Source organism: Acidovorax sp. (assembly GCF_016783915.1).
Taxonomy (GTDB): Bacteria; Pseudomonadota; Gammaproteobacteria; order Burkholderiales; family Burkholderiaceae_C; genus Acidovorax.
Genome location: NZ_JADHVT010000214.1, coordinates 1 through 6,028, shown reverse-complemented (window position 1 = coordinate 6,028; position 6,028 = coordinate 1). Strand labels below are relative to the sequence as shown.

General features: G+C 52.9%; 5 protein-coding genes. 3 read left to right on the top strand and 2 right to left on the bottom strand.

The annotated features are described in order from the left end of the window. Window positions 1-60: 60 nt before the first annotated feature. Window positions 61-1,275 (top strand): integrase arm-type DNA-binding domain-containing protein, encoded by a 1,215-nt coding sequence (locus ISS20_RS22960; RefSeq protein ID WP_291439881.1) that lies wholly within the window; start codon window positions 61-63, stop codon window positions 1,273-1,275. A gap of 208 nt (window positions 1,276-1,483) precedes the next feature. Here ISS20_RS22960 and ISS20_RS22955 read toward each other — a convergent pair whose 3' ends face one another. Continuing rightward, window positions 1,484-2,416, bottom strand: coding sequence for a hypothetical protein (locus tag ISS20_RS22955; protein WP_291439880.1), 933 nt, complete (start codon window positions 2,414-2,416; stop codon window positions 1,484-1,486). Window positions 2,417-2,970: 554 nt separating this feature from the next. On the opposite strand from ISS20_RS22955, the gene ISS20_RS22950 reads away from it, so the two are divergent. Then, the gene (locus ISS20_RS22950; protein WP_366828752.1) at window positions 2,971-3,186 is read left to right on the top strand and encodes an AlpA family transcriptional regulator; all 216 of its coding nucleotides are present in this window, start codon (window positions 2,971-2,973) and stop codon (window positions 3,184-3,186) included. A gap of 227 nt (window positions 3,187-3,413) precedes the next feature. Continuing rightward, entirely contained in the window at window positions 3,414-4,076 is a 663-nt protein-coding gene (locus ISS20_RS22945) for an inovirus Gp2 family protein (RefSeq protein WP_291439876.1), read from the top strand. Between the two features lie 127 nt (window positions 4,077-4,203). On the opposite strand, the gene ISS20_RS22940 is transcribed toward ISS20_RS22945, so the two are convergent. Continuing rightward, window positions 4,204-6,028: DNA polymerase II (locus tag ISS20_RS22940; RefSeq protein ID WP_291439874.1), on the bottom strand; the 1,825-nt coding region annotated here is incomplete at its 5' end.

Below are 6,028 nucleotides of genomic sequence, written 5' to 3'. Positions count from 1 at the left end.
GGTGCTTGTTCCCCCACTTCCCTATGAGGAAGGCCTCCTCTCTCCTAAAAACGTTCCCCCATGTTGACCGATGCACACTGTAAAAATGCCCGTTGTTCCCCCGATGCCAAGCGCGAGCGTTTGGCTGATTCTGGTGGCCTCTATTTGGAGGTAAGCCCCACGGGGTCTAAACGTTGGTTTTGGAAGTACAGGCTTGAGGGCAAAGAAGGTCGGATGGCGTTGGGCAGCTACCCAACAGTCGGATTGACAGCTGCTCGCAAAGCACGTGATGTGGCGAAACTGCAGAAATCCACAGGGGTCGATCCGGTTCAAGCCCGTAAGGTTGAAAAGCTCAAGGCCAGCAACCCGGCAGGGGACACCTTCAAGGCGGTCGCTCTAGAGTGGTTTGGGAAGCAGAAGTCGCAATGGAGCGAAGGGCACGCTGAACGCTCTCTTCGACAGTTTGAGCGCGACTTGTTTCCCTGGTTGGGGGAGCGGAAGTTGGCTGCAATCGAACCTGTTGAACTACTCGCTACGTTACGTAAGGTCGAAGAGCGAGGAGCTGTTGAGACTGCTGACCGGGGATTGATGCTGGCACGCCAGGTTTGGCGCTACGGAGTGGCCACTGGAAGGGTAGGGCGCGACATTACCGGAGACCTCAAAGGAGCCTTGTCTCCCTACAGAGGGAAGCACTTTGCTGCCATTACAGATCCGGTGAAGCTCGGTGAGCTTTTGCGGGCTATCTACGTTTATCGAGGCGGTCCTATCGTCAGGGCTGCCCTGCAACTCGCCCCTTTATTGTTTCAGCGACCGGGAGAACTGCGTGCGGCAGCTTGGACTGAGATCGATTTGGATGCGGCAATGTGGACCATTCCAGCAACTCGTATGAAGCGCGGTAAGGACGGCAAGGAAAACGGTGCTCCTCATCTCGTCCCGCTATCCATTCAGGCTGTGGCAGTGCTGCGCGATCTAAAGCGTTTGACAGGTCACGGGGAGCTGGTATTTCCTGGGGAACGTAGCCATGTTCGTCCCATTTCAGAAAACTCAGTTCGCACAGCCTTGATATCGATGGGATACAGCTCCGAAATTCATACTTGGCACGGCTTTCGGGCGACGGCTCGTACTATGTTGGCAGAGCGGCTAGATTGTGATCCCTTGGTAATCGAAGCGCAACTTGCTCATGCGGTTAAAGATGCAAATGGGAGAGCCTACAATAGAACTCAGTATTTAGAGCATCGTGTGCGAATGATGCAAAAATGGGCTGATTATTTAGATCTGCTACGTCAGGAAAAATAGATTAATTTTTCTGAATTTATATTATTTAAAACCCATGCCGAAAAATTGATTTTGGCTTTCTAAATATATTAGCGGGGTTGTAATCTGAATTTTTCGTATGCACGTTGAAATACAAGGCTCACGGGTGGGCTTCGGGGAAAATCAGAATTTCAATAATCTCCTTTTGTGTTAATTTATTCCTGTGTTGTATTGGCGACATGGGCTGATTTTATTCAGTAGAACCAAGTGGGCCCAGCAATAATAGCCTGCGACTGAGGCGTTCACGGATGTAGGTTTCCTTTTCCGCTTCGCCATTGATGATCAGCTCGATGATTTCTGTGCGAGTCAAGTGATGCTTTTTGGCAAGCCTATCTAGCTTTGATATCGTCTTCAGCGGAAGTACAAAGTTGCATTGCTTCTCATCTGTTGCCTTCTCCCTGCGCAGCCGCTGGTTCCAAATTTTTCTGGCGTCCTTGCTGTAAAGTTCCTTCGTGTCTCTTATAAACATCGGATGATCAAAAAAGATCAAGAGATCCTCGTGTGATTGGAATTTGTAATAATCATTGATTTCATTGGGTATTCTATTTTTTAGAAAACTCAAAAAACAATCCCTCTTTTTTTCTGCATCCACCCCTTCAAGCCATGAAAATAGTTTGTCTGATTCTATGTGCTTGTTCCATCCAAACTCCATTTCTTTGCAATACTGAATGGCTGTAATCATCTCGCGAAATGACTTAGCCAACCAGTAATCTACGAATGCAACGTTCCTCTCCCGATTTGATAGATGGTGAGGTATAGATGTGGGTAGTGTGTGAGTTACTGGAGACAGGTCACTCCTTATTTTTTTTGGTTGCGATGTTTTAAGTTTGGAAATGTAGTCGCGTATCCAAAAAAACTGTCTTTGATTGTCTTTAATCCAATTAATACGCTCCTGCGGAACTAGCTTTTTTGGCATGCTGTCATTTATGAAAACTCCTGTCTCGGGATTTTTATTAACAAACTCCTTTAGTGCTTTTTGGAGATCGTGAGCATTTGGATTCAAATCTACTAGGGATGAATCTTCGTGAGCAGCTATCAGCCAAGCGACTGTTGCAACGCGGGACGGATCTTCGCCAGTAGAGCCAATTCTTAATGAGAACCTGTTAGGAATGTTAACTGCCATGTTGCAAAAATTTGTAGGCTGATAAAAGAATGAATCCAGATTGCTTCTAGAAGCAGTCTGGATGCATTCTAGAACAAAATTTGTTGGTTTCTAGACGAAAAATGCTTGGTCTCTCGACACTGATTTCTTCAGTGCACAGATGGGGGGCTATGTAGAGCATGGTCAACAACTCGTTGTCTAGAGCTGGGCAACGATTCTGAATCGATTGCTGTGGACGGTTTCCATGGTCCACCGGCAGTCGACCCCATAGCTTCTGTCTCTCCAGTTGAAATTGGTGCGCGGCTTGAGGGTGATTGAACGAGGCCTCGATGTGCTGCCGAGGCCGTGTGCGAGAAGCTTGCCGTCGAGGTATGGCACCTATAAGCGACTCAGAAGAAGACTCCAGTGGCTACCACTGCAGATATCGCAAGTCTCCCAGAAATGCTAGCTTACGGGAAATTCAAGTGAAAGCTATTGGGCGAACGCTTGGCCGCGGTAGCGCACGGCTTCGCGGGATTGTTCAGGGACGATTAAGGCAATGAGCTGCAGGATGATTAAGAAATAAACAATCACGCATGCATTGGACAAACTACCAACGAGTGAATGCCATGCGTATCTTGCGACTACCTGCAGTGAGTGAATTGACGGGACTGCCACGGTCCACGTTGTATCTGTACATGAGTAAGGGTCTCTTCCCAAAGCCCATAAAGCTCGGCATCAAATCTGTCGGCTGGATTCAGGAGGAGGTGGATCAGTGGCTGCGCCAGAAAATGGAATCGCGGGCTTCTTAAGCCGAATCCCATTTTTCCAGAGCAGATTAGCCATTGGTTTTTATCAATAACCCCAGGGGTTGTCTATTTTGGCGTGCCGATGTTGCTGTTGTTTTGGACTGTTCTTGCCTCGGTATTGGTAGTATAGATAGATATAGAGCTATGGGAAAATATATACCGGTAACACATCCAGGCACAGCACATACATCGGCAACCATTCAACCAAGGGGTACTTGTGTGAGGTGGACATGTTTTACAGTGATTTTGAGATAAACAAGAATCATCGCCTGTACAGTGATGAGGTGTACCAATCTCTGCCCGTGATGAATGGGCACTACCCCATGATTGAGGAGTATCTGCGGGCACTGCATGATGTGCTTGACAAGGCGATTCATCAGTATCGAAGAGTTTTTGCCTTCAGGGTGGATTTGCACTTTCCTGCCGGAACCGGGGGGCGTCACGATGAGTTTTGCAACTCTGTCGTGTCCAGGTTCATCGAATCATTCAAGGCCAAGATTCGGCATAACCGTGCGGTGGCTTCCAAGACAGGTTCATACGCTCATGGAACCAAGGTGCGTTATTTCTGGGTCAGGGAGGTAGGTGAATGCGGGAGGGTTCACTACCATGTCTTGTTCCTCCTGAATGGGGATGCGTTCAACTGGCTGGGCAACTACCAGTCATCGGCAGCAAACATGGCCCATCGAGTTTGGGAAGCGTGGGCCAGTGCTTTGGGCGAAAGCGTGGAGAGGGCCAAGACCCTGGTGCACTTTCCGAAGAATCCGTCGTACATGATCCTGCGCGATGATCCCGTGTCATCTGCTGCGCTCTTTCATCGGGCCAGTTATCTGTGCAAGGCAAGGACGAAGCAGTATGGGGCGGGGCACCACGGGTATGGCGCGAGCAGGGGCTAATAGACTGACTCTGAAGAGAGTCTGAGGTGCAATGGTCACGGTGCATTAATCACCCACTGTCGCAAATAAGGAACTCCTCTCCCATCACCCCGTCAGCCGTATTCACGGCTGACGGGTGTAGGCGCCTCTAAAACAACACCTTCTGCGCACTCGTCAATGCCACAAAGCTGTCGCCCAGTGGCTGGAGAATCGCGTCGGCGATGGGCTGGAGTTGCTTGACGAGGTAGTGCTCATAGTCAATGCGGGAATGCCGGGCCTCCAGCGGCTCTGGACCGCTCTGCGTCATCACGTACTGGATCCAGCCGCCACGCTGGTACTGCTGGGGACGATTCAACTTCGCGTTGTGTGCGTCAGCGATGCGCGCGGCGCGCACCTGGGGCGGCACATTGACCTCATACGCATCGAGCCGGTGGCGCAGGCGTTTTCGGTAGACGAGCAGCGCATCCATCTGGCCATCCAGCATCGACCGCGCATAGTCGGTCACGAACGCCCGGTAGGGCTCACCGTGGAAGATGCGTGATAGTAAGCCCTCCTGGAACTGGCGTGCCAACGGGGTCCAGTCGCTGCGGGCCATCTCCAGTCCGCGATAGACCATCTCCTCTCTTCCTTCCTCATCGATGCTCAGGCCGGCGTAGCGCTTCTTGCTGCCCACGTCCGATCCTCGGATGGTGGGCATGAAGAACTTGGCATAGTGGGTGTCGAATTCGATTTCGAGGAAGTTCTCCAGCTGCTGCTCTTCTCGCAGCTTGCGTGTCCACCAGGCATTTATCTCCTGCACCAAGCTGGCCGCGATGGTGTGTGCCTCCGCGTTGGAATAGGTGCGCTTGAGCCAGATGAAGATGGAGTCGGTGTCTCCGTAAATGACCTGGTATCCACGCAGCTCCACAAACGTCCGGGTGAGCTTCATCACCTCGTGGCCGCGCAGGGTCACGGCAGACACCAGTTTCGGATTGAAGAAGCGGCATTCCGACGCACCCAGCACACCAGCAAAGGAGTTCATGAGCAGCTTCAGGGCCTGCGACAGCGGCTGGTTTCGCCCCCGCTTCGCCTCGTCTCGGGCATTCGAGAGTGTGGTCACGATGTCCGGCAGGCAGTGCTTCTCGCGCGAGAACAGCGTGCCTTGTGGCCCTTGCACCAGCCCGATCTGGATGTCGGTGCTCTCTCCCTCGGCCAGGCCCACGGGGTCCACCAGGAAGGTTCGGATGATGGAGGGGTACAGGCTTTTGTAGTCCAAGACGACGACAGAGTCGTAGAAGCCCGGCGTGGAGTCCATCACATAGCCGCCAGGGAAGGCCTTGGCCGCTATGTCACCCACGTTCGGTGCCACGTAACCCAGGCGGTGCATGCGCGGCAGGTAGTGGTGGCTGAATGCGGCGATGGAGCCACCAAAATGGTCCACCTGCAAACCGGTCGTCTGCGCCCGCTCGAGCACGAACGGCAGCAGCTCCAGTTTGTCGAAGATACGCAGGACGAGCGCGCAGTCGCGGATGTTGTAGCTGGCCAGCGCCGGCTTGTCCTCCTGGTAGCGCCGCTCGATCTCGGCCATCTTGTCGTAGGCATCGCCGATCTCTTTGCCCTCGCCGAGCAGTTTCTGTGAGACCGCTTCGAGGCTGAACGACGGGAAGCTCCACATGCCCGCCCGCAGCGCTTCGATGCCATCGACGACGACCCGTCCGGGCATGGGCGCGAACAGGTAGCCCTGTCGGCCAGGGTGCGTCCGCCACGCGATGGGGCGGCGCTCGCGTCCGAGCAGCAGTTGCACGGAGTTCGCATCAGCCGCCTTCTGCAGCACCCGCAGATCGAACTGGATCACGCTCCAGCCGACGATGACATCCGGGTCATGGTCCGCAAACCAGGCATTGAGCTGCTCGATCATCCCTCGGCGAGTTGAACAGTACACAAGCCTGAAGTCCATCGCTGGCACAGTTGGTTCCGACACCGAAGCTCGCGCT